Genomic DNA, 22284 nt, shown 5'->3' on the forward strand with positions numbered 1-22284 from the left:
ATGTTTTACTAGATTGAGATCATGAGTAATGAGCAATATGCCCATGCCTTGCTCTGATGATTCTTCTTGTAACTCCTTTAGTAAATCCAAGATTTGCAAACGAAGACTGACATCTAAGGCGGTAGTAGGCTCATCTGCAATTAATAAGCGCGGCTTACATGCCAATGCCATCGCGATCATGGCTCTTTGGCGCTGTCCACCAGACAATTGATGTGGATAAGAATAGAAACGTCTCTCTGGCTCCGGGATACCTGTTTTTCTTAATAAATTGACTGCCGCATTGATGCACTCAGCTTTAGAAAGTAGCGGCTGATCGATCTGCACCGCTTCGATAATTTGATTGCCAATGGTAAAGAGCGGATTAAGAGCAGTCATGGGCTCTTGAAACACCATGGCAATTTCTCGACCCCGGATGCGACGAATGTCTTCAATCGACAAAGACAATAAATCGACTGGATCTTGATGGCCATCTGGGTTCCACAGAATTTTTCCGGAAACTTTTGCCCCTTCTGGCTCTAAGCGAAGCGGTGCAAGCGCAGTCAAGGTTTTTCCAGAGCCTGATTCGCCTACAAGGGCAACACGTTCGCCTCTGCCAATTTCTAAATTTAATTGGTTGACAGCAAATTTTTCGCGGCGCCCCACTCCAAATGAAATGGACAAATCTTCATATCGCAGAAGGCTCATGCGCGCCCCCTACTCATCAAACCCGCTTTACGAGAATCATAGGCATCCCGCAGCGCCTCGCCCATAAAGGTCAGCAACAGCAAAGTGGTTACTAAAACAACAAAAGTAGATAGCGATATCCACCATGCATCCAAGTTCCCTTTGCCTTGGGATAGCAACTCACCAAGGCTAGGTGTGCCAGGAGGAACACCTAAACCTAAAAAATCGAGGCTGGTTAAAGACAAAATAGCGGCGCTCATACGAAATGGCAGAAACGTAATCACTGGCGTCAAACTATTGGGCAGAATGTGTCGCCACATAATTTGTAGATTAGTAAGCCCCAATGCCTTTGCAGCACGCACATACTCTAGGGCGCGATTACGAAAGAATTCGGCACGCACATAATCAGAGAGACCCATCCAACCAAATGCTGCTAACAAAATAATGAGCAATAACACGCTGGGCTTGAAGATCGATGCGAAGATGATTAACAAATACAACTCGGGCATAGCTGACCATATCTCAATCAGACGCTGCGAGATTAAATCAAACTTCCCGCCAAAGAATCCCATGAGAGCCCCAGTAATCACACCCACTGTTACCCCAACAATCGTCAGCGCCAAGCCAAAGAGAATCGATAAACGAAAACCATAAATGAGTCGGGATAAGACATCGCGCCCTCGATCATCGGTGCCCAGCCAGTTCTGCCAGGAAGGTGGCGCCGGATTTGGAACTTGAGAAAAATAATTTAAGGTTTCGTAGCTATAGGTAATGGGCGGATAAATTGCCCAATTGCCCTGGGTAGTAATATTGCGACGAATATCGGGATCCAAAAAATCAGTTGGCGTTGTGAAGTCACCTCCAAAAACCGTTTCCGGTTGATTTTTCACGATAGGAAAATAAAATTGTCCGTCATACCGAACAACTAACGGTTTGTCATTGGCAATAATCTCTGCGCAAAGCGATAGACCAAACAGCCCTAAAAAAATCCATAGGCTTGCATACCCTCTGCGATTATTCCGAAAACGTTGCCAACGACTCATGCACCGCCTCCTGATCCAAACTGAATACGTGGATCGACATAAACATAACAAAGATCCGATATCAATTTAGTAAACAAGCCAATGAGCGTAAAAAGATACAAAGTCCCAAAAACAACTGGGTAATCGCGACGCATGACGGATTCATAGGAGAGCAAACCAAGGCCATCCAGCGAGAACAAAGTCTCGATTAAGAGTGATCCCGTAAAAAATGCTCCAATGAAAGCCGCAGGAAAGCCAGTTACCAGCGGCAACATGGCATTACGAAAAACATGCTTCCAGAGAACCTGCTTTTCTGTTAATCCTTTGGCCCTAGCCGTTAGGACATACTGCTTACGAATTTCTTCTAAAAAAGAATTCTTAGTCAGCATGGTCACCACTGCAAAGCTACCCAATACTGAAGCCGTGATCGGCAGCACTAAGTGCCATAAATAGTCCATCACCTTACCCATCAGGCTCAGTTCACTCCAGTCATCTGAAGTTAATCCCCGCAACGGAAAGATTTGTAAAAAACTTCCTCCGCCAAAAATCACCAACAAAAGTACTCCCAGTACAAATCCTGGAATGGCATAACCAACCAAGATCATGGTGCTAGTAACCGCATCAAACCGTGACCCATCACGTACTGCTTTTGCAATTCCGAGTGGTATTGATACTAGATAAGTAATAAAGAAGGTCCACAAACCAATGCTAATTGAGACAGGTAATTTAGAAATCACCAGACGCCAAACACTTTCATGCTGGTAATAACTTTCTCCTAAATCAAATCTCGCAAAGCGCCCGAGCATCATAAAATAACGCTCTAAGGGTGGCTTATCAAAGCCATACAAGGCCTTTACTTCCTCTAAACGTTGCGCATCAATTCCTTGACGTCCACGATAGGTTGCGCCAGCCCCCGATGATTCAGTGCCGCCCACGGCGGCATCCCCTTTGCCCTTAAGCTCTAACACCATTTGCTCAACTGGACCGCCTGGTACAAACTGCACTACCGCAAAGGTCAACGTTAAAACACCCAACAATGTTGGAATCATGAGCAAAAGACGCTTGAATATATAAGCGCGCATTTGTGCAGACATTATTTAGATCCTTCTTTCCACCAGTTTTGCATAATCCAAGATTCTGCTTGGTAATACAGAGGAGGCTCTGGGTAGCGCATCTCTTTTCGGAAGGCAACGCGATGCGTTGGGTTGTACCACTGTGGTACGACGTAGTAGCTATTCCATAACACTCGATCAAGCGCTCTAGCTGCAGTTCGCAGCTGATCCCGGTTTTGCGCACGGGTAATTTCTTCTACTAAGGCATCGACCACTGGAGATTGAATGCCAATTACATTATCAGAACCTTTTTCTTTTGCAGCGTGGCTACCAAAGCGATCCCATAACTCGCTCCCTGGATTTTGTGAATCCTGGAATCTCACTGTGGTCATATCAAAGTCATAATCATTCATGCGCTTTTGATACAAAGCAAAATCGCTTGTACGAATATCTAACTCAATGCCCAATTTCTCTAGATTTCGACCGTAAGCAGATAGCACCCTGAGAAAAAATCCACCGTTTTCTACCATCTCGATCCTAAACGGCTCGCCTTTTTGATTGCGCAAAGCGCCGTCACGATATTGCCAACCGGCATGCATCAGCAACTCTCGCGCTTGACGCAAATTCTGTCGCAGACTGCCAGGCGGCTTTGTGGATGGCGCTGGCGGCATTGGACCAAATACTGCATCTGGCACCCACTGCGGATATTTTGCTTTTAAAGGCTTGAGTAATTTGAGCTCTGCTTCTGTTGGCTTACTCGGCCCATCGAAATTAGCACTCAGATCACTGTTGGTGAAATAACTATTAATACGACCATACTGATCAAAGAAGATTTGACGATTAAGCCATTCAAAATCTAAAGCCAAACCTAAGGCTTGTCTTACACGCGGATCTTGAAAAATCGGTTTGCGAATATTCATCGCAAAGCCTTGCATGCCAGCACCATTGTGATTAAGAAAAGCCTTCTTTAATAACGTGCCATTATCAAATTTTGGTCCGACATAACCTTTGGCCCAAATCTTGGCACGGTATTCCACCAAGGCATCAAATTCGCCAGCTTTAAATGCCTCGAGACGAACAGCATCATCACTGTACAACTTATAAAGTACGCGATCAAAATTGTAAAAACCCACACGGATATTTAATGGTTTGCTGAGTTGGTCGGCCCAGTATTGCGGATTCTTTTTATAGACAATGGACTTTCCTGCCTTAAAGGATTCAATCAGGTAGGGGCCGCTACCAATTGGCGCCTCAAAGGCTAGCTTATCGAAAGGAATCACAGTGCCATCGGGCTTCTTTCCCCAATTGCGCGAAAAAATCGGCAATGTTCCCGCCAATATTGGCAATTCAGAATTATCGCTTTTGAATTCAAAACGCACGACCCGATCTGAAACTATCACTGCAGAGGTAATTTCTGCGAAAGTCGTTTTATAGCGAGGATGTGCTTTACCGCTCATCAATACATCAAAACTATTTTTCACATCCGCAGCCAATACAGGACTGCCATCAGAAAATTTAGCCTCTGGTCGAATATGAAAGGTGACGGATTTACGATCTTTTGCTACTTCAATATTGTCAGCAAGCAATCCATAAACACTCGAGGTCTCATCTGCACTCCCCTCTGCCAATGACTCAAACATGAGTTCAATACCGGGGGCAGTAATTCCACGCAAAGTAAATGGATTGAACTTATCAAAGCTCGTTCTTTGTCCAGGGTTAGGCAAGACCAAAGTACCCCCCTTTGGGGCATTGGGATTGACATAGTCAAAATGGGGAAAGCCGTCTGCGTACTTAGGTTTACCGTATTGAGCGATTCCTTGAGCTGCATCCGCAGAACCCACTCCCGTAGCCACGAGAGCAAGCGCTAGCAATACGGGGGTAATTTGAAGAAAAGGGGTTTGTACTGGCATATATGCAACAATTGTAGATAGCAAATCATATTTGAAGCAAAGGACACATCATGGGCTTTCTCTCCGGCAAAAAAATCCTTATTACCGGCCTCCTCTCCAATCGCTCTATCGCCTATGGCATTGCTAAGGCTTGCCATCGCGAGGGTGCAGAACTCGCATTTACCTATGTTGGGGAGCGCTTTAAGGACCGTATCGTGGATTTTGCAAAGGAATTTAATTCTGAACTGATCTTTGACTGTGATGTGGGTAGTGACGAGCAGATTTCTGCCCTCTTTAAGGATCTAGCTAAATCATGGCCGCAGTTTGATGGTTTTGTACATGCCATTGGCTTTGCTCCTCGTGAAGCAATTGCCGGCGATTTTTTAGAAGGCCTCTCACGAGAGGGCTTCAAGATTGCGCATGATATTTCTGCCTATAGTTTTCCTGCAATGGCAAAAGAAGCGTTACCAATGTTGCGCGATAAATCCTCTTTATTGACCTTAACTTACCTTGGGTCTATGAAGAATGTTCCAAACTACAACACTATGGGTTTAGCTAAAGCATCACTTGAGGCTTCTGTGCGTTATCTTGCTGGCTCTGTTGGGCCAAAAGGGATTCGCGCAAATGGTATTTCCGCAGGCCCGATCAAGACTCTGGCAGCATCAGGCATCAAAGGCTTTGGCAAAATCTTAGAAGCGGTTGAACAAACTGCGCCACTTCGTCGTAATGTCACCATTGATGATGTTGGCAATACTGCCGCTTTCTTATTGTCAGATTTAGCTAATGGCATTACCGCAGAAATCATCTATGTAGATAACGGCTTTAGCCAAGTGATTGGTGGAATGGAAGACGCTTGAGTGGTTCAGTTCCGCTAGGTGAAGCTCTAAAATTTTGGGCTAAGCTCGGCTTTATTAGTTTTGGCGGACCTGCGGGACAAATCGCCGTTCTACATCAAGAGTTAGTTGAGAAGCGTCGCTGGATTTCTGAGCGGCGCTTTTTACATGCCCTCAATTACTGCATGCTCTTACCCGGGCCAGAAGCTCAACAACTGGTGACGTATATTGGCTGGCTGATGCATCGTACTTGGGGTGGCATTCTTGCTGGTGCACTCTTTGTGTTGCCCTCACTTTTTATCCTCATTGGACTCTCTTGGGTTTATCTCACCTACGGACATGTACCTTGGATTGCGGCCATCTTCTTTGGCATTAAACCAGCAGTAACCGCGATCGTTTTACATGCAGCAATACGTATTGGCAAAAGAACCATCCATAACTTAGCGCTGAAGTTGATTGCTTTGTGCTCCTTCTTGGCCATCTTTATTCTGAACTTATCGTTTCCTATCATTGTCTTGATTGCTGCGGTGATTGGTTATTGGGGTGGAAAACGTTATCCCGATTATTTTCAACACACTAGCCATGACAGTGAGCAAGTAAAAAATCACCTGCCTGCCATCATCGATGATCACACTCCCGCACCCGCGCATGCTCGATTCCTTTATAAAAGATCACTTTTGCATGGTGCTATCGCTTTTGCTTGTTGGTTAATACCCATAGCTGCACTAATTGGCTTATTTGGCTGGAAAACTCTTTACCCCAACATCGCCTGGTTCTTTACCAAAGCAGCATTTCTGACTTTTGGCGGAGCTTATGCCGTGCTGCCCTATGTTTATCAGGGAGCAGTTGATCAATTTCACTGGCTTAGCGCCAATCAAATGATTGATGGTCTTGCACTTGGTGAAACTACCCCAGGTCCTCTCATCATGGTGGTGGCTTTTGTAGGTTACCTAGCAGGACATATTCAACATCTGATTGGCAATAGCAATCCATTTTGGTTTGGCGCCCTAGGTGCGGTAGTAGCAACCTGGTTTACATTTTTACCCTCCTTCTTTTTTATTCTTGTAGGAGGCCCATTAGTCGAGTCTACGCATGGCAAACTTGGCTTTACTGCGCCGCTCACAGCTATTAGCGCAGCAGTGGTTGGCGTCATTGCCAATCTTGGATTATTTTTCGCCTACCACGTGTTTTTCCCTCTCGGAATTGGAGGATCTATTTCCTGGATCTCCATCGCCATTTGTGGCTTGGCTAGCGTTGCCTTAATAAAATTTCAAAAAGGGGTGATTACCGTCTTAGGAAGCTGCGCCTTGGCAGGACTAGCGCTTTATTTTGCCGCGCATTTGATCGGCTAAGCTTTTGACAAGATTGGCATAATGGAAGTTATGCGAATCGAACCTCAAACTATTACCCATCTCCAAGAATGGCTTGGCAAAACTGAGTCACTCACCGACACAGTTACTGCGGCCCCAGTACGCGCCCTATCGGCCACATTAGATCGCCTAGATCCAGACCCAGGCAAAGGCACTTTTCTTCCTGAGCTATGGCATTGGCTCTATTTTCTTCCACATGCAAGACAGTCTGAAATTGGGCCCGATGGTCACCCTAAACGCGGAGGCTTCTTGCCGCCCGTTCCATTGCCTCGTCGTATGTGGGCTGGTAGCCGGGTTCAATGGTTGGAACCACTTGCGGTTGGCGATGAAATTAAACGCCTCTCCACGATTGAATCAGTAACTCATAAAGCTGGTCGCACTGGAGACTTAATATTTGTTTTAGTAAAGCATCAAATCTCTAATCAGCGTGGCCTAGCCATCATTGAAGAGCACGATATTGTGTATCGCGATGCGCCAGGACCAGATGACAAGCCCGTTGCACCTACTCCAGCACCACAAGATGCAAAGTGGACCAAAACGATTACGCCTGATGATGTGCTTTTATTTCGCTACTCCGCGTTAACATTTAACGGCCATCGTATTCACTACGATCGCAAATATGTCACTGAGGTAGAAGGCTATCCAGGTCTTATCGTCCATGGCCCATTAATCGCCACGCTTTTGGTTGATCTTGTGAGACAAAGCATTCCTGATTGCAGGCTAAAGAGTTTTGAATTCCGAGCCATTCGCCCCACTTTTGATATCAATTTATTTAAAGTGAGCGCCAAGCCGGATCTAGATAAAGATCCTTCTGGCAAAACTATTGCAATATGGGCGCAAGACCATGAAGGCTGGCTCACCATGCAAGCAACCGCCGTCCTCGCATAAGCAAATTCGTGATGAATACCCAAGACTATTCAAAAGAACTTGCTCGCTTTGCTGCCAATCTCCAAATTGGCGACATTCCCAATGACGTCATTCTTCGCGCAGAAGACTTACTGGTAGATTGGTTTGGATCTGCTGTAGCCGGTAAAAACTCTCGCCCTGTTGAAACCATTACTCAGTTTGCCCAGAACATGGGTGGGTTTGATGCTTCTCATGTTGGCCCCTCTGAAATCCTGATCTCACGAACAACATCAAGCCCATTTCTAGCGGCTATGGCTAATGCAGCAGCCTCTCATGTTGCAGAACAAGATGATGTTCACAATGGCTCTGTTTTTCATCCAGCAACCGTGGTGTTTCCACCTGCCCTTGCTTGCGCACAAGCCTTGGGGGCCTGCGGAGATGATTTAATCGTAGCAGCAGTGGCTGGTTATGAGGTAGGTATTCGTGTCGGTGAATTTTTGGGTCGCTCTCACTATAAAGTTTTTCATACCACCGGAACTGCTGGCACACTCGCAGCAGCCGCTACTGCAGGTCGTTTACTTCAACTTAGTCCTGAGCAAATGCTCCATGCCTTTGGCTCAGCAGGCACACAATCGGCCGGTCTCTGGGAATTTCTGCGTGATGCAGCGGACTCAAAACAACTTCATACCGCCCATGCAGCTGCCACAGGCTTAATGTCTGCTTATTTAGCACAAGCTGGCTTTACTGGCGCGCAGCATATTCTTGAAGGCAAGCAAGGTTTGGCCGCAGGGATGTCTAGTGATGCTGATCCGAGCAAATTGATTGATGGCCTGGGAAAACGTTGGGCCTTAGCCGAAACTAGCTTTAAATACCACGCCTCTTGCCGCCATACACACCCAGCGGCAGATGCGTTACTGCAGGTTATCCGCGCACACAAGCTCCAACCCACCGATATTGCCAAAGTAGAAACACTAGTACATCAAGGTGCCATTGATGTCTTGGGCCCAGTCATCGATCCTGCAACAGTGCATCAATCAAAATTTTCTATGGGCACTGTCTTGGCGCTGGTGGCGCACTATGAATTTGCTGGGTTACAAGAATTTGATCAGCATTTTCATGATGAGGCGATTTGTTTATTTAGAGATCGTGTCACGATGACACTTGATCCAGAAGTGGATGGCGCCTATCCTCAACGCTGGATAGGCAAAGTGAAAGTGCATCTTCACGATGGTCGCGTATTAGAAGGTCGTGTTGATGAACCCAAAGGCGATCCAGGCAATACCCTTTCACGCACAGAAATCACCGATAAAGCCATGCGTCTAGCCGCTTTTAGTGGTGGCGCAAGCCCAACTGAAATGAGCAAAGCAATTGATATGTTGTGGAATATCCGCAAGCAAACGCAACTGGGCTTTTTGCTCACGGTAAATTAAACTTCAATTCTATGAATCCTCTTGATACCCCGCTAGGTTTTTGTTCCAACTTTTTATTTGTGCCTGGCACACGCCCAGAGCGTTTTGCAAAAGCACTAGATAGTGGCGCTAATGGCGTCATACTGGATTTAGAAGATGCGGTCGCGCAAGAAGATAAAGAATCTGCCCGCAATGCAATACGCACTGCATGGCCCGCCTTTTCCGCCGATCAGAAAAAACGTTTGGTCATCAGAACAAATTCTCCTGGGAGTCAGTTTTACTCAGCGGATTTAATTTTGGCTCAAGAGCTTCAAGTCGGCTGCCTTCTTATCCCTAAGAGCGAATCGGTTGATCAGATCAATGGCGCTGCTCTGGTTTTAGAAAATACTGCCATCATCCCCATGATTGAAACGGCAGTTGGACTGGATCGCTTGCGCGAGATTGCAAATGCCAATCAGGTGCTTCGTTTAGCGCTAGGAAATCTTGACCTCCAAGCTGATCTGGGAATGGTTTGCGATCCACAAGAAACGGAACTTCAAACAGCGCGTTACCAAATCGTATTGGCCTCTAGACTGGCACATATTGCCCCTCCAATTGATGGGGTTACACCCTCTACCGATGATTTAGAACGCACCACCGATGATGCCGAGCGAGCGAAACGAATGGGGTTTGGCGGCAAACTCTGCATTCATCCCAAGCAAGTACCCATTGTTCAAGCCGCTTTTATGCCCACCGAAGAAGAAATCCACTGGGCTAAAAGGGTAATTGAGGCTGATCAAGCGTCTAAAGGCGGAGCGGTCAAGCTTGACGGCAAAATGATTGATAGGCCAGTCGTCATTTTGGCCAAAAGAACCCTGGCAATTGCTGGTAAACACTAATTTTGTATTTATACAAAATTTAAAATTACTGGCAAAATTAAATCTCGGAATTCACCGAATGGAGACTATATTGAAAATGAAAAAATCTTTTTTAACCAAACTAGCTCTTGCCGTATCCGCTAGCACCCTTATTTGCGGTTCTGCAAACGCACAGAAAGATTGGCCTACCAAGTCAATCCAGATGATTGTCCCATTTGCGGCTGGCGGCCCTACTGACTCAATTGCACGCTTGATTGCTGTGCCTATGGGCCAAGCTCTTGGTCAAACTGTCGTTGTTGAGAACGTACCGGGCGCTGGTGGCACCATTGCCTCTACCAAAGTGGCGCGCGCTGCACCAGATGGTTACACCATTTACATTCACCATATGGGCATGGCTACTGCACAAGCTTTGTACGACAAGCTTCCTTATGACCCAATGAAAGATTTTGAATACATTGGACAGGTCGCAGATGTACCAATGGTGCTCTTGGGTAAAAAGGATTTGCCACCAAATAACTTTAAAGAACTCGAAGCCTACATAAAAGCTAATGGCTCTAAAGTAACCATGGCCAACGCTGGTCCAGGCGCAGTTTCTCAGTTATGCGGTCTATTGTTCCAAAGCCGTTTGGGCGTTAAGTTAACCAACATCCCTTACAAAGGTACTGGTCCAGCTCTCACTGATCTTTTGGGCGGTCAAGTGGATCTATTGTGCGACCAAACTACACAAACCATTCCCTACATTAAAGATGGTCGTGTAAAAACCTACGGCACAACGACGATGAAGCGTTTACCAGCGATTCCTAATGTTCCAACCCTCAACGAGCAAGGCCTCAAAGGTTTTGAAGTGAAAGTTTGGCACGGCATTTACACACCAAAAGGTGTGCCACAGCCTATCTTGGATAAGTTGAACGCAGCCCTCAAGAAGGCATTGAATTCCCCTGAAGTGAAAAAGCGTTTAGATGACTCCAACATTGATATTGTGTCTGCTGCCAAAATGACACCTAAAGGCTTGAAGGATCATCTTGATGCAGAAATCAACGTCTGGGGTCCAGTCATTCGTAAAGCCAATATCCCAGATTAATTTCTCGGGCAAGTTTTACAATCCATAAAAAACCAGCTTCGGCTGGTTTTTTATTGCCTACTTACAGGGATAGGCTTGTGAGAAAAATCGAATGAGTGTTTTAGCGGCGCGCTCGCTATCAAATTGTGGATTGGCTTGATGCCACTGCAAAAATTTCTGCAAAATCATTTCGCGAGAATTTTCAGACCGATCAAAACAAATCCTAGATCTTTGATTAGGAGAACGATTGGCTAGGTAAGACTGGTATACCCCTTCCCCAAACCCAAAGCAAAAGTTTTGCGCATCTTGATCGTTTGGGTTTTGACAGATCTCCACCAAGGCAGCAGTCGACGCATCCGGATTGTTCGCAGAATAGGCAACCTGAGTAACGCAAAAGATCGCTGAAAATAGAATGATGTTTGATATCTTCACAATGTATTCTTTCGAAATAAGTTAACGCCTAAAGCCACCCATACGACCGCCTCCAAATCCACCTCGGAAGCCTCCGCCACCAAAACGGTCGCCACCAAAGCGATCGGTATTTTCATCAAACCGCATCTGCTGACGCATGGCGTTTTCTTGAGCTGATTCTCGATAGAGATTTGGATTGGCTCGGTCCTGCTGATAAGCATTACGCGCTTCTTGATTTAAGCGATTAGCCTGCGCTTGCTCTTGAGGGGTTGCATATCGATCAAAAGTACTATTTGCACGCTGTGCATCAGCTCTTGCGGCTTGCTTTTCTTGTGGAGTTGCATTGCTTCTCCAATCATTGAGTAAGCGCTGTTGATTCTGAATATTGCTAGGGCCAATCACGCCGCGATTACCAATGCCTGACCCAGTATTGTTTACATTAATGGTGCCAGCAGACCACGCTGGCGTTGCCCAAAAGGCATCCCCCACTGCAAACCCCAAACCAAATGCCATGGCACCCCATGCCGGGTTATAAGCGGGATATGGCGGATAGTCAGGATAAGGCCATGCACCATACACCACTGTAGGGTTATAAGTAGGCACATAAACGACTTGTGCATTGGTCGGGCTTACTAAAACATTATTGCTGGAGTCGGTCGTGACACTCATTTGTGGATTGCTTTTCAAAGATCCTGCTTGCACTGCACGCTTTCGCAGTGCCTGCACAGCCTGCATCGTTTGGGCAGGTTGCAGTTTATAAGCATTACCTAGATTTTGGGTCCACTGCAATTGATTGCCCATCATGTTAAATGCCTGTGGAAAATTCATTAAAGACTTCACACTGTCATTCCATGACTGTGCTTTGAGCGCATTTTGTAGATCCGCGCCACTCAATTTAGAGTTGTTCATTCTCCAGTTATAAGCCTCTGCTACCTCTAATGGATAGGTAGAGGCCAATAGCATTAAAGACAATAATGAGTCAGGATATAAAGCGATTGGCGAAACCAGTGACTCCAATTGGGCTTGTGACAAGGTTTGGGGGGAGGCGCTATAGCCATACCCCTGTGGATAGCTATAGGGGTCGTTATTATTGGCGCAAGCACAAAGACCCATTGCTAATGAGGCGCTGAGTAACATCGTCACAGCTCTCATCGGGAAATGTCTAGACGCAGATCGACGATCTAAACTCATACTCTCTCCAAATTAAAAACATCAAGATTTACCAACACTGAAACTCACACTCGACCATCAACCCGGTCTAAACAAATATCCAGAGCGCGCTTTTTCTTTGCGCTTTTTCATGATGGTTGCAACCACCCCGAAAATTGCCCACACCACCAATATTGGATCAATCAAATAATCCCATAAATTGGTGGATTCATGCCATTGCACGCCCCAAGCAATGATTGCCAAACCCATTATCCACGCCCCTTTAGTCCAGTTGGCAATGGCGCATAACATCGCAAAGACTAATACCGCAATCAATAAAGCCACAGAACTATAGCCCCAACCATAAGGATCGAACATGCCAAGACCTAACGCAAAAGGATAGAAGCACAGACCTACCAGACCGATAGCCACCTTCACAATCCATGGAGCGCTTTGATTGCGCACAAATAAAGCACTCAACAACAATAAGACGGTGACTGTACTCAGATCACCAATAACGCCGCGCACGTAAGCACTCAAGGGCAATTCAAGGTTAAGACCAAGCGGCCAGAAAAAAAGGTTTGCAATGATGAGCAACAGGATCGCCTTTGCACTCATTGGCAATGCTTGTTGAAAGCCTTTTTGTAAAAGCCAAACCAATACTGCAGCACAAACTAAGGACATTTCCACCAAAGCAATGGATTGCTGATAGGCATTGATCAATGAATCCATTATTTTGCCTCCTTAGATTCGGCGCTATCTTGATGATGAATACGACTAACATCGTCCGGCAAAAGATTCACGGCTTGGGTAAGCCATGCTTTTGAAAAATATATGTGGCGTAATTTTTTTCGATCCCAGGTATAAACAAGATGCGCATCTTGGCCATTAGTAGTGACTAAATATGGATAAGAAAACTCTTTACGCTCTTGATCTGGTAACGCCTCTTCATTTTCTAGTGTCTGAACAATGTGCCACTGTCCAGAAGGTTTGCGCATCATCATTACTAATCGATGCCGCCCTACTTCAATGTTATTGAGCACCAAAATCTGCACGCCATCTTGTAACCGCAAGCCAGCTATTGCAGAGTTTGGATTAGGAATGGGCAAATCGGCAGCAACCTGCCAAGTCTGACCGGCATTTTGCGTGACGCTAACAGGTATCTGTTTAGGCAAATCGGAACTACGCATCTGACGGAAATAGGCAATTGCATCTTGCGGCGTATCAACAAATACCGCCGGCTGAATTGCGCTACGACCCGAACTCATCCGGCGTTTATCGATGACTCGCGTACCGTCTATGCGCAAAAATTCGCCGAAGCGTCCGACCCATTCATGATAAGCAGGTAAACCTAAACGACCATCAGCAAAAGGAAGCGCTGGTGTTTTTACCAGAGTACTCAAATTAAAAAACGGTGAGGTGATCAGGCGCTGTGGTCGACTCCAGGTTAATCCCTCATCATCAGATATGACAGTAGAGATCGAACTTCCAGCCCAACCACCGATCGAAACTGTAACAAAAAATAATTGCAGGCGGCCATCTGCCAGACGCGCTGGCACAGGATTACCTAATTTGGCAATATAACGAGACAAGCCTTGTTCTGCATCAATGCGATTCATGACCTCTGTGGGCGCAGCCCACAGATGAGACTTGGGATCAAAGACAGCTGTATTAATCACAACATCAGACGCCCCTTCTCTGCTACCAGCAAACCAAAATGCCCGCACAGCGCCATCTTTTAACGTGATTAATGAAGCTGCATGAACAGAGGAAGCGCCAGTATCTGGAAGCCATTGAGCAACTATGCTAGGGACTGGCGGATGAGCCGCAGGCTTTCCCTTGCTAGTGTGATGGTGACCACTTGATGGCTGAGCCTCTACAGCAGTAGCTTCAGGTGCAATCGATTCAACTTGCTCTATTAAAAACGGTGCCCATACAGGATGACCATATATACGGATAAATCCAACAACAGCTGCTAGTAGCAAAAAACATAGAGCAATGACACGACTCATCTACAGGCATCCTTCATATCAGAAGATAAAGAAATGGAGTGCGGTGTTGCTATCAAGGACTCTGTCACAAAAAGGTGTTCAGCCACTTTGCCTAATAACATTTCTTGGATCTCCTGATCAGTATGGCGCGCTCTCATTTCCATTCTTTGCCCTATCAATTGGCAAGACTCACAAATACTAGGCTTTGCTCCCAATGGTGTATGTACTGCCACTAGCGGGTAGGATTGAGTGAGATCTGCCACATTTGCCGCATCCTTAGCTAAATAACCATGCAACTGCGCTCCTGGCAGCAACAGACGATATTCTTCATCTTTTGCACGATAGTCACAAGGAATCCAAACATCCTTACCTTCCACTTGTGCAACGGTCTGCGTAGAGAATTGACCCAACTTACCCTCTAATGGACTGAGGCTACTACTCAGTGCGCAGTAAGTCAAAAAACACCCCATTAACGCATTAGCTTTAGTTTGCCTTTTATTGATAAGGCCTGTCAGCACGATAAGCATAGAGAGTGCCATGAGCATCCAATGCCATGGTTGGTAAGACCAAACACCCGCGTCGCTGATCATTTGAGAAGTTTGCAGATTGAAACCTAGCCATGCCAAAGCACCAAGGACAACCCCTTGCAATAGCAAGGCTATCCAAAATCCCCACAAAGGCAGACGCTGCCAATGTAATGCAATCAATGCTGCAAATGCTGGCATCACTGGCAAAAGATAACGTCCAGAGCGCTGACTAGGCAAACTAAAGATCATCAAGAATGTGGCAACCATGCAAAAAAGCAATATCTCTTGACTTGATAGGAAGCGGCGCTCCTTCCAGCATTGCAACAAAGTAGATAGCAATACAAAAGTAAATAAGCCTGCATTTGCCACTGTGGTCAGTAACAACATCCAAATACTGTCATCGCCCCACAGAAGATCGGCAAGATAATGCGTATTACGGGCCGCAAACTTGCCAGCATTCTCACCCAAAACAAATTCCCGCCATACTGCTTCTGGATAGGGATCAAACGCAAACCATAGACCAAAAATACTCAATGCCAAGGCGCCCACAAGCACCAACTTATAAAAATCCTTGATCAAGAATTGTGGGATATTCCAATTGCGCCAGTGCCAGTAAAAAACCCCGAGCGCCAGGGATGCCGGGACAATATAAGCAAAGGATTTAGCAAGCAAAGCCAATCCAATACAAATTCCTGCTATAGCTGGGTAAAGAAATTTAGATTCATAAGCGCTTCGCCCCCAATACAACATCATCAGGAATGGCAGATTGACCCAAAAAACTTCGGGAGGGTCTGTTAAAAACGGGCGTCCATAACGGTAGGTAGCAAAAAAAGAGAGCCATACCAAGGCTGCCAAAATGCCAGCTTGCGTTTTTCCACTAAAACGTCGCACCGCCAAAAACAAGAAAAAGGCAGTCAGGCCTGTATACAAAACACTAGGCCAACGTAATTGAAAAAGGTGCCAATCACTTGCCCAACCAGTAGAGGCAATAGCCTGCCAAAAAATAAGGGGAGGCTTGGTATTTTTGAGTCCTTCCATCTCCGACTGCAATGGCAACCAGTTGCCTGCATCAGCCGTCATACGCACAATGTGCATATAGGGATACTCATCGCCATTTTTGGGCGCAAACCGACTATCTAAAGCATAGAGATAGGTAAATACCGCCAGTACTAGGGTGAAAAGCCCATACCTAAGGGAGAAAGTGCCACGCATGCCTATAGTTTATAGGTTTAGCCCCACCCCTCCGTAAAAGCCCTTACTGAGGAATCGCTATATGAGCTTATGACAAATCCCTATAAACACAGCGCCCAATTTAGAGTTTTCTTCGTTAAGATAGGCCAAGAGTCAACTTAAAGCGACAACTCGCTTTAAACCTCATCCATAAGATCGGAGATTTTTCTATGAGAACACAACCTATGAAAGCAACTATAGCGTTAGGCGCTTTTCTTGCTTCACTTACAACATTCAGTCTGGCTCAATCAGCAGACGCGACTAAGTTATATCATCGCGGCCTAGCAGCAACCTGCGCAAATTGCCATGGAACTGATGGAAAAGGCGTGGTGGATGGCGGTATGCCCCTCATCAATACACTGACAAGCGAACAAATGCTTGCTCAACTCAAGGCATTTAAATCTGGAGCTCGCGAAGGCACCATCATGCCGCAATTAGCCAAAGGCTATTCTGATGAGCAACTTGAAATCATCGCCAATCAACTTGGCAAGAAATAATTAGGAGACCAACATGGATCGTCGACATTTTATTGGACAAAGCGCAGCTGCGCTGGGCGTACTTGCAGGTTTCTCTGGACAAGCACGCGCCAATTTACAAAAAGCAGAAATTTTAGTGATTGGCGGAGGTTATGGCGGCGCTACTGCCGCCAAATATTTACGTCTCTTTTCCAACAATACGGCCAAAGTCACACTCATTGAGCCAAATCCTACATTTATTTCTTGCCCCCTCTCCAATCTCGTAGTTGGCGGCTCACGAAATATGGCGGAGATCACTACACCCTATGACAATTTAACGAAACGTCACGGCATTCATATCATTCAAGATAGCGTGGCAAGTATTGATCCTGACAAAAAAACAGTGAAGTTAGCTTCAGGCAAAACTTTGCGTTATGACAAGGCGGTAGTTTCTCCAGGCGTGACCTTGATGATGAATAGCATTGAAGGTCTAGCACAAGCAAATAAAGCTGGCGTTACCTTGCAAGCATGGAAAGCTGGCCCTGAAACCGTCGCACTGCATAAGCAACTTGCCGCTATGCGTGATGGCGGCACTTTTGCCATCAGCATTCCAGAAGCCCCTTATCGCTGCCCTCCTGGACCATATGAACGTGCATGCCAAGTAGCGAACTACCTTAAGCACAATAAGCCCAAATCAAAAGTACTGATTTTGGATGCCAATCAAGATGTTACCTCCAAAGGCGCACTATTTAAAAAGGTATGGGCTGAGCAATATGCCGGCATGATTGAGTACCTACCAAAATATAACGTCACCGCGGTGGATGCCAAAACGAAAACATTGAAGTTTGATGTGCAAGATGACATCAAAGCCGACGTGTTAAACGTGTTACCTGCTATGAGCGCGGGAGAAATTGCTGTCAAAACAGGTTTGGCAAACTCAAACGGTCGTTGGGTGAATGTGAACTACATTAATTTTGAATCAACTGCCCAAAAAGACATTCATGTTTTGGGCGATTCCATTCAAATTGCCCCATTGATGCCTAAATCAGGTCACATGGCCAATCAACACGCCAAGGTTGCGGCTGCAGCTATTGTTGCTGAATTGAGTGGCTGGGAAGTCAATCCCGCTCCTGTTCTCACTAATACATGCTACAGCTTTGTAAATGATCGCGAAGTGATTCACGTTGCCAGCGTTCATCAATACAATGCGGCTGAGAAGACTTTTAAAACAGTGCCAGGCTCTGGAGGACTCTCTCCAGCCCCATCCACTCTAGAAGGGGTTTACGCTTGGGGTTGGGCCCACAATATCTGGGCTGATAGTTTAGGTTGATGTACATCAATACTTTTGAAAAAAGGGGCTGAAAAGCCCCTTTTTTTATTGCTTTAGCACGCTAGATACATATACTGTTTTCAATAGACAAATGCTGGAGATCTTATGAATATGCCACCTACCTCGCCGAAAGATGCGACTAAGTTAGAAGATGCTATTGAGAAATGGACAGTTCCCATCGGCAATCTGCTAGTTTCTCTTTTTCACCGCATAGCTTTGTTTGGCATTGGTGCTGCGACTGTTTGGTCTGCGGGCGTTGCTTTTTTAGGGATGGTGCATAAAGGGTCAGCTTCGATAGAAGACTTGCTACTGTTATTTATCTATCTTGAAATTGGAGCAATGGTAGGTATTTATTTCAAGACCAATCACATGCCAGTGCGTTTTTTGATCTATGTAGCGATCACCGCAGTTACGCGCTTAATTATTGACTTAGTCAATACCAAGCATGAAGCAGATATGGCCATCTTATTTATGGGCATCACCATTCTTGTCCTGGCTTTGGCTAATGCCGTGGTTCGCTATGCTTCTTTTAAGTTCCCCAGCAGAGCGGGTGACAAAGAATAGCTATAAATCCGGATCTACCTCTAACTCAAATTGATACGGGTGGGTCTGTCGATTGAGGCAATTGCGGACATAGTCAATGCTAGATCGAAGAGCGTAATAATCGCCTGCCAATTTTTTTGACACTTTAATTTTGAGCGCTTGATATTCCAAAAGATCTAACTTTTTAAGATAATCATCCCGCTTTGATAGCTCAAAGTTCGTTAACAAGTCTTGTTCAAAAGTCTTTAACTCACCATACAAGCGGTTGATCTTGTTATGCATCCTACGCGTTCTAAAGCTTGGTAATGCTTGTAGCGCAGGGTATGCGATTACAAAAAACGGTAACAATATAAATACCAGTCGATTGATCAACTCTGCCAGCCAAAATGGAAAATAAGCGCTGAGAAGTGGGTAACGGTTTTTTTCATAATGCACAGCTACAGGGCTTTCTGGCAGTAGTGAGTCTTTGAAAGAAGGAAACTCACCCCTTTTGGAAAAAAATGATCCCACTCCATTAATTTGTCGCGCAGCCTCTAGAAATAGAAACTGAATCGCTGGATGCATGCGATCATCAATTAACAAATTTGTAGTGGTTGCAACTAATTTGATATCTTCGTTTGGAAAATTACGTTCCAAACTAAAGGCCCCCTCTGGGACTTCCAATATCTGCAAATAGGGAATCAATTTAGTTAGCGCTTCAGCACGCCTAAAAGACACTAAATGCAATTTAGGGTTGGAAAGCAACTCTTGAACATTAGGCGCCTCAAATGCATCTACGATAAAAGCGCCATCAATGTCACCATTTTTAAGTGCTTTAACTGCCTCCCCTCCAGGCAAATTCAACATTTGCATATTAGCCTGATCTAAACCAGTGGCTTTTAAAATCCTCATCGCCTGCGCATGAGTACCACTACCCTCTACGCCAATTGAAATTTTGCGATTCGTAAAATATTTCGCGTGTTTTTGCAAAACCTCAAAATCGCTTTGCTTAACCTCAGGCCCAGAATAAAAAAACCAAATGGGGTCATAACCAATTGCGCCCAACGATTGAATGCCGGTGACATTTTTTGGCCGTACCACCCCTGCCTGCACAAAGGCAGCCTTTACAGGATCATTACGATCACTTAAGCGCGCAATATTTTCCTGTGCTCCATTCGTGGGTATAAGTTCCAATACAACACCCTTACTCGCAAAAAATTCTGAATACTTTTTACCCAAGGCTTCATACGACCCTCCTGGTGAGCCGGTAGCCATGATCACATGTCTTGGAGGAGGTGGATCTGCATACCACCAAATTCCCATCAAAACGATGAGCAAGAAAACGAGTAGCGGCCAGGCCTCTTGCAAAAATTGAGTGAAATCGGACCATTTCTCCTGAGCTGTCTCAGCAAGACCAATAAATGATTCTCGAATATCCTGTTTAAAGCTACCCATGCTCGACTATTTGGCAAATATTTGAAAAGCTAATGATAATGTTCTTATAGACATTTTTTAGATTAACTTCTCTTAATTATGCTTTTACTCAGAAAATCACAAGACAGAGGCTATGCTGACCACGGCTGGCTCAAAAGCTTCCATTCCTTTTCTTTTGCCGGCTACCACGACCCCCGCTTTATGGGATGGGGCAATCTGCGCGTCATTAATGAGGACCGCGTTGCTGCAGGCATGGGTTTTGGTAAACATGGTCACCGTAACATGGAAATTATTAGCTATGTTTTATCAGGTGAATTAGCCCATCAAGATAGTATGGGCAATATTAAAGGCATTCCACCTGGGGATGTGCAACGTATGAGCGCTGGCACAGGTGTTACGCACAGCGAATTTAACCATGCAAAAGATCAAACCACGCACTTTTTACAAATCTGGATTGAACCCAATACCCTAGAAATAGAGCCAAGCTACGAACAAAAATCGATTCCCGCAGTCAATAAGCAAGGCAAATTGTGTTTGGTCGCATCCCCAGATGGCCAAGACAATTCTGTATCCATTACTGCTGATGCCAAGATGTATGCAGGTCTATTCGAAGAAAATCAATCCGCCAAACTGCCATTAGATGCAAGTCGCAAGGCCTACGTGCATCTAATTCGTGGAACGCTCGTAGTGAACGGTCAAACCCTGCATGATGGCGATGCTCTATTGATTCATGATGAAAAGGAGCTCACCCTTTCACAGGGTAAAAATGCTGAAGTATTGGTATTTGATTTGGCTCCCTAATTCAATAGATGTAGAGCAGTCTGGGGGTGTCTGCAAAATACCAATCTAGCGATAGACGCCTGTAGAATTGATCTAGTACAGTTTTGGTTATCAATTGCTTAAGGATTACTACTAGCTTATGAAATTTAGGGATTATTACGAAACCCTTGGCGTACCTCGAACAGCCACTGAGGCGGATATCAAATCAGCCTATCGCAAGCTTGCACGCAAATATCACCCCGACGTCAACAAAGAATCTGGGGCTGAAGAAAAGTTTAAGGAAATTGGTGAAGCTTATGCGGTATTAAAGGATACTGAAAAGCGAGCAGCATATGATCGCTTTGGTGCCAACTGGAAAAATGGTCAGGACTTCTCTCCTCCTCCAAACTGGAATGAAGGATTTGAATATTCTGACGCTGGCTTTGGTGGTGGACACCCTGGTTACGGCGGTGGTTTTGAAGGTGATCAAAGCGAGTTCTTTGAATCTCTTTTTGGTCGCGGTAAACATCGTCAAGGCGGTCGTGGAAGTCATACTCGTCAGGGGATGAACTTCAAAGGTCAAGACCACCACGCCAAAATCCTGATTGATCTTGCTGATGCCTATAACGGTGCTAAGCGTACTATTGCGCTACACATGCCCACCTTAGATGCGGATGGGCATGTCACAACTCAAGAGCGCAAACTCGATGTCAGTATTCCAAAGGGAATTAAAGCAGGACAAAATCTTCGACTCTCAGGACAAGGCGGCCCAGGGATTGGAGAAGGGCCAGCTGGAGACCTCTATTTAGAAATCGATTTCCACCCTAATGCGACTTATCGGGTAGATGGTAAAGATGTGTTTATTGACATTCCATTAGCACCTTGGGAGGCTGCTCTGGGAACCACAGTCAACGTTCCGACACCGTCTGGTTCCACCCTGGAGCTCAAAATTCCAGCCGGCACAGTAGCGGGTAGAAAAATGCGTTTAAAAGGTAAAGGTATTCCTAGTAGCGAGCCTGGCGATTTATATGTTGTACCAACGATTGCTCTTCCGCCGGCAGATACGGATGCCCATAAAGAAGCCTATCAAAACTTTGAAAAAGCGTTTGATTTCAACCCTAGAAACCATTTGAAGGGATGATGCGATGACACAAATCAATACAACCAATATCACCTGGATTGAAGGTAGCGTGGTAGAGAACGAGGTTCACATGAGCATTGTGGAGCTCTCTCATGCTGCACGAACCCCACAAGAACTCATCATGTCTTGGGTTACCGAAGGCGTTTTGAGTCCAACTGGTTCCTCTCCAGAAGACTGGCGCTTTGGCGGCGAATCATTAAGAAGAGCCAAAACAGCGGCACACTTAACCCATGATCTAGATCTCAATGTCCCAGGCGTTGCACTTGCTTTAGATCTATTAGATGAAATTGCTACGTTACGCGCTCGCCTCAAGCGTGGTGACTAAATTCTGCCA

The 22284-nt window shown here is 45.6% G+C and carries 22 protein-coding genes; 12 read left to right on the forward strand and 10 right to left on the reverse strand.

Features of this window, described 5'->3' with window-relative positions:
• The 4 genes from KIH43_RS05450 to KIH43_RS05465 all read right to left on the reverse strand — a co-directional run.
• Positions 1–684: ABC transporter ATP-binding protein (locus tag KIH43_RS05450; protein WP_297718534.1), on the reverse strand; the 684-nt coding region annotated here is incomplete at its 3' end.
• A complete protein-coding gene (locus KIH43_RS05455) occupies positions 681–1706 on the reverse strand; it encodes an ABC transporter permease (protein ID WP_296970306.1) in 1026 nt (341 codons plus the stop codon). The genes KIH43_RS05450 and KIH43_RS05455, both read right to left, overlap by 4 nt.
• Positions 1703–2767, reverse strand: a complete 1065-nt coding sequence (gene yejB, locus KIH43_RS05460) for a microcin C ABC transporter permease YejB (protein ID WP_297718589.1) — start codon at positions 2765–2767, stop codon at positions 1703–1705. The genes KIH43_RS05455 and yejB overlap by 4 nt, the downstream gene beginning before the upstream one ends.
• A gap of 11 nt (positions 2768–2778) precedes the next feature.
• Positions 2779–4647 carry an extracellular solute-binding protein gene (locus KIH43_RS05465; RefSeq protein WP_297718537.1) on the reverse strand — a complete coding sequence of 623 codons (1869 nt, stop codon included), beginning with the start codon at positions 4645–4647 and terminating at the stop codon, positions 2779–2781.
• Positions 4648–4697: 50 nt separating this feature from the next.
• Between KIH43_RS05465 and fabI the strand changes: the two genes are divergently transcribed.
• The 6 genes from fabI to KIH43_RS05495 all read left to right on the forward strand — a co-directional run bounded on the left by fabI (position 4698) and on the right by KIH43_RS05495 (position 11022).
• Positions 4698–5483 carry an enoyl-ACP reductase FabI gene (fabI, locus tag KIH43_RS05470; protein ID WP_296970312.1) on the forward strand — a complete coding sequence of 262 codons (786 nt, stop codon included), beginning with the start codon at positions 4698–4700 and terminating at the stop codon, positions 5481–5483.
• Positions 5480–6811, forward strand: a complete 1332-nt coding sequence (chrA, locus tag KIH43_RS05475) for a chromate efflux transporter (RefSeq protein WP_297718540.1) — start codon at positions 5480–5482, stop codon at positions 6809–6811. Before fabI ends, chrA begins: the two co-directional genes overlap by 4 nt.
• A gap of 21 nt (positions 6812–6832) precedes the next feature.
• Positions 6833–7717, forward strand: a complete 885-nt coding sequence (locus tag KIH43_RS05480; RefSeq protein ID WP_297718542.1) for a MaoC family dehydratase N-terminal domain-containing protein — start codon at positions 6833–6835, stop codon at positions 7715–7717.
• A gap of 11 nt (positions 7718–7728) precedes the next feature.
• Entirely contained in the window at positions 7729–9105 is a 1377-nt protein-coding gene (locus KIH43_RS05485; RefSeq protein ID WP_297718545.1) for an MmgE/PrpD family protein, read from the forward strand.
• 11 nt (positions 9106–9116) lie between these two features.
• Positions 9117–9962: a CoA ester lyase gene (locus tag KIH43_RS05490; protein ID WP_297718548.1), complete on the forward strand. Its 846-nt coding sequence runs from the start codon at positions 9117–9119 to the stop codon at positions 9960–9962.
• Positions 9963–10038: 76 nt separating this feature from the next.
• Positions 10039–11022: a tripartite tricarboxylate transporter substrate-binding protein gene (locus KIH43_RS05495; RefSeq protein ID WP_297718551.1), complete on the forward strand. Its 984-nt coding sequence runs from the start codon at positions 10039–10041 to the stop codon at positions 11020–11022.
• A gap of 57 nt (positions 11023–11079) precedes the next feature.
• Here the strand turns inward: KIH43_RS05495 and KIH43_RS05500 are convergent, their stop codons facing one another.
• The 5 genes from KIH43_RS05500 to KIH43_RS05520 are packed head-to-tail and all read right to left on the reverse strand — an operon-like array spanning position 11080 to position 16291.
• Positions 11080–11433 (reverse strand): Rap1a/Tai family immunity protein, encoded by a 354-nt coding sequence (locus KIH43_RS05500; protein WP_297718554.1) that lies wholly within the window; start codon positions 11431–11433, stop codon positions 11080–11082.
• Positions 11434–11454: 21 nt separating this feature from the next.
• Positions 11455–12603 (reverse strand): DUF3300 domain-containing protein, encoded by a 1149-nt coding sequence (locus KIH43_RS05505; RefSeq protein WP_297718557.1) that lies wholly within the window; start codon positions 12601–12603, stop codon positions 11455–11457.
• Between the two features lie 57 nt (positions 12604–12660).
• On the reverse strand, positions 12661–13293 hold the full coding sequence (locus KIH43_RS05510; RefSeq protein WP_297718560.1) for a hypothetical protein: 633 nt from the start codon (positions 13291–13293) through the stop codon (positions 12661–12663).
• Entirely contained in the window at positions 13293–14573 is a 1281-nt protein-coding gene (locus KIH43_RS05515; protein ID WP_297718563.1) for a sialidase family protein, read from the reverse strand. The genes KIH43_RS05510 and KIH43_RS05515 overlap by 1 nt, the downstream gene beginning before the upstream one ends.
• Positions 14570–16291, reverse strand: coding sequence for a glycosyltransferase family 39 protein (locus KIH43_RS05520; protein ID WP_297718566.1), 1722 nt, complete (start codon positions 16289–16291; stop codon positions 14570–14572). The genes KIH43_RS05515 and KIH43_RS05520 overlap by 4 nt, the downstream gene beginning before the upstream one ends.
• Before the next feature lie 188 nt (positions 16292–16479).
• Between KIH43_RS05520 and KIH43_RS05525 the strand changes: the two genes are divergently transcribed.
• The 3 genes from KIH43_RS05525 to KIH43_RS05535 all read left to right on the forward strand — a co-directional run bounded on the left by KIH43_RS05525 (position 16480) and on the right by KIH43_RS05535 (position 18658).
• The gene (locus tag KIH43_RS05525; protein WP_296969134.1) at positions 16480–16806 is read left to right on the forward strand and encodes a c-type cytochrome; all 327 of its coding nucleotides are present in this window, start codon (positions 16480–16482) and stop codon (positions 16804–16806) included.
• A gap of 13 nt (positions 16807–16819) precedes the next feature.
• Positions 16820–18094 (forward strand): NAD(P)/FAD-dependent oxidoreductase, encoded by a 1275-nt coding sequence (locus KIH43_RS05530; RefSeq protein WP_296969133.1) that lies wholly within the window; start codon positions 16820–16822, stop codon positions 18092–18094.
• A 105-nt stretch (positions 18095–18199) separates the two neighbouring features.
• A complete protein-coding gene (locus tag KIH43_RS05535) occupies positions 18200–18658 on the forward strand; it encodes a phosphate-starvation-inducible PsiE family protein (protein WP_296969129.1) in 459 nt (152 codons plus the stop codon).
• Here KIH43_RS05535 and KIH43_RS05540 read toward each other — a convergent pair whose 3' ends face one another.
• Positions 18659–20071: a TAXI family TRAP transporter solute-binding subunit gene (locus KIH43_RS05540; protein WP_297718570.1), complete on the reverse strand. Its 1413-nt coding sequence runs from the start codon at positions 20069–20071 to the stop codon at positions 18659–18661.
• 78 nt (positions 20072–20149) lie between these two features.
• Between KIH43_RS05540 and KIH43_RS05545 the strand changes: the two genes are divergently transcribed.
• From KIH43_RS05545 to KIH43_RS05555, 3 genes are all read left to right on the forward strand, one after another.
• Entirely contained in the window at positions 20150–20851 is a 702-nt protein-coding gene (locus KIH43_RS05545) for a pirin family protein (protein ID WP_297718573.1), read from the forward strand.
• Positions 20852–20969: 118 nt separating this feature from the next.
• Positions 20970–21950: a DnaJ C-terminal domain-containing protein gene (locus KIH43_RS05550; RefSeq protein ID WP_296969120.1), complete on the forward strand. Its 981-nt coding sequence runs from the start codon at positions 20970–20972 to the stop codon at positions 21948–21950.
• A 4-nt stretch (positions 21951–21954) separates the two neighbouring features.
• Positions 21955–22275, forward strand: coding sequence for a chaperone modulator CbpM (locus KIH43_RS05555; protein WP_297718575.1), 321 nt, complete (start codon positions 21955–21957; stop codon positions 22273–22275).
• The last annotated feature ends 9 nt before the right edge of the window (positions 22276–22284 follow it).

The sequence above is a fragment of the Polynucleobacter sp. genome (genome assembly GCF_018500155.2).
Classification (GTDB): Bacteria; Pseudomonadota; Gammaproteobacteria; order Burkholderiales; family Burkholderiaceae; genus Polynucleobacter.

What these genes read in the sequence shown, in the direction of transcription:
- KIH43_RS05520 (WP_297718566.1), bottom strand. Translation starts at nt 16,291, where the DNA reads ATGCGTGGCACTTTCTCCCTTAGGTATGGGCTTTTCACCCTAGTACTG.
- KIH43_RS05455 (WP_296970306.1), bottom strand. Translation starts at nt 1,706, where the DNA reads ATGAGTCGTTGGCAACGTTTTCGGAATAATCGCAGAGGGTATGCAAGC.
- KIH43_RS05525 (WP_296969134.1), top strand. Translation starts at nt 16,480, where the DNA reads ATGAGAACACAACCTATGAAAGCAACTATAGCGTTAGGCGCTTTTCTT.
- KIH43_RS05505 (WP_297718557.1), bottom strand. Translation starts at nt 12,603, where the DNA reads ATGAGTTTAGATCGTCGATCTGCGTCTAGACATTTCCCGATGAGAGCT.
- KIH43_RS05530 (WP_296969133.1), top strand. Translation starts at nt 16,820, where the DNA reads ATGGATCGTCGACATTTTATTGGACAAAGCGCAGCTGCGCTGGGCGTA.
- KIH43_RS05540 (WP_297718570.1), bottom strand. Translation starts at nt 20,071, where the DNA reads ATGGGTAGCTTTAAACAGGATATTCGAGAATCATTTATTGGTCTTGCT.
- yejB (WP_297718589.1), bottom strand. Translation starts at nt 2,767, where the DNA reads ATGCGCGCTTATATATTCAAGCGTCTTTTGCTCATGATTCCAACATTG.
- KIH43_RS05480 (WP_297718542.1), top strand. Translation starts at nt 6,833, where the DNA reads ATGGAAGTTATGCGAATCGAACCTCAAACTATTACCCATCTCCAAGAA.
- KIH43_RS05535 (WP_296969129.1), top strand. Translation starts at nt 18,200, where the DNA reads ATGAATATGCCACCTACCTCGCCGAAAGATGCGACTAAGTTAGAAGAT.
- KIH43_RS05495 (WP_297718551.1), top strand. Translation starts at nt 10,039, where the DNA reads ATGAAAAAATCTTTTTTAACCAAACTAGCTCTTGCCGTATCCGCTAGC.
- KIH43_RS05485 (WP_297718545.1), top strand. Translation starts at nt 7,729, where the DNA reads ATGAATACCCAAGACTATTCAAAAGAACTTGCTCGCTTTGCTGCCAAT.
- KIH43_RS05555 (WP_297718575.1), top strand. Translation starts at nt 21,955, where the DNA reads ATGACACAAATCAATACAACCAATATCACCTGGATTGAAGGTAGCGTG.
- fabI (WP_296970312.1), top strand. Translation starts at nt 4,698, where the DNA reads ATGGGCTTTCTCTCCGGCAAAAAAATCCTTATTACCGGCCTCCTCTCC.
- KIH43_RS05510 (WP_297718560.1), bottom strand. Translation starts at nt 13,293, where the DNA reads ATGGATTCATTGATCAATGCCTATCAGCAATCCATTGCTTTGGTGGAA.
- KIH43_RS05550 (WP_296969120.1), top strand. Translation starts at nt 20,970, where the DNA reads ATGAAATTTAGGGATTATTACGAAACCCTTGGCGTACCTCGAACAGCC.
- KIH43_RS05465 (WP_297718537.1), bottom strand. Translation starts at nt 4,647, where the DNA reads ATGCCAGTACAAACCCCTTTTCTTCAAATTACCCCCGTATTGCTAGCG.
- KIH43_RS05545 (WP_297718573.1), top strand. Translation starts at nt 20,150, where the DNA reads ATGCTTTTACTCAGAAAATCACAAGACAGAGGCTATGCTGACCACGGC.
- KIH43_RS05490 (WP_297718548.1), top strand. Translation starts at nt 9,117, where the DNA reads ATGAATCCTCTTGATACCCCGCTAGGTTTTTGTTCCAACTTTTTATTT.
- KIH43_RS05515 (WP_297718563.1), bottom strand. Translation starts at nt 14,573, where the DNA reads ATGAGTCGTGTCATTGCTCTATGTTTTTTGCTACTAGCAGCTGTTGTT.